The 1,002-nt window shown below is 73.2% G+C and carries 1 protein-coding gene; it reads left to right on the forward strand.

From position 1 onward, the window contains the following. A partial coding sequence (locus J1M64_RS18450; RefSeq protein ID WP_206475143.1) for a helix-turn-helix domain-containing protein occupies nt 1-648 on the forward strand: 648 nt, incomplete at its 5' end. Nucleotides 649-1,002: the final 354 nt, after the last annotated feature.

Below are 1,002 nucleotides of genomic sequence, written 5' to 3' on the forward strand. Positions count from 1 at the left end.
ACCCCGACCCGCCCCAACCGCACGGGAGGCCCCATGACCACCGCACGAGGCGACTCGCTGGACCGTCTCGGCGCGCGCATCCGGCACCACCGCCGCCAACTCGGACTGACGCTCGTCGAGGTGGCCGACCAGGCCGGGATCTCGCAGCCCTTCCTCAGCCAGATCGAGCGCGGCAAGGCGGCCCCGAGCATGTCCACGCTCGAGGGGCTCGCCCACGCCCTGGGCACGACCCAGGCCCACCTCCTCGACGCGGTCAACACAGGCGGGGCCTCCGACCCCGGCGGCGCCGGCGGCTCCGGCCAGGACCCGGCCCATTCCGACCGGGTCGACGTCCAGCGCTCCACCGAGGGCGCCACCCTGACCCGGGCGGAGGGCACGGTCGGCGGTCACACCCGACTCCTGCCCGGAGGCCCGGGGGGCACGCAGTTCCTCGAGTTCGTGGAGACCAACCACGTCCCGGGCCGGTTCTTCGAACACCCCGGCCAGGAATGGCTCTACGTCACCCGGGGCACCGTCCTGCTCGAGGTCGGCGATTCGCTCACCCGACTCGAGGCGGGCGACGTCGCGAGGTACAACGGCGCCCTCCCCCATCGCTGGTACGTCCCCGACGGCGGCGAGGCATGCCTCATCGTCGCCCGACCAGGCTGATACCGGCCCGCCGCCCTGACCTGCGGCGCCCTGCAGAGGGCGAGCAGGGCACCGCAGGTCAGACGGTGTGCCCACCCGGCAACGCCGCCGCATCGCCTGCCCGGCGCGGACCCCGATCCCGCCCTCCTCCGACCAACCCGACCGCGGCTCGCCCAGGCCTCCCACCAGCGGCGCCCTGCCAAGGGTGCGCAGGGCGCCGCAGGTCAGTGGGCACCGGGGCCAGGAGACGAGGACGACGACGACGAGCTCGGCGCCCTTTTCCCACGCCGTCCAACTCCGACCGCACTTTCGATCAGTTCGACGCGACCGCCTTGTCGCACCTAGAACATATGGTCGACCCATGACCAACTCCTC

Source organism: Dietzia sp. KRD202 (assembly GCF_017168155.1).
Taxonomy (GTDB): domain Bacteria; phylum Actinomycetota; class Actinomycetes; order Mycobacteriales; family Mycobacteriaceae; genus Dietzia; species Dietzia kunjamensis.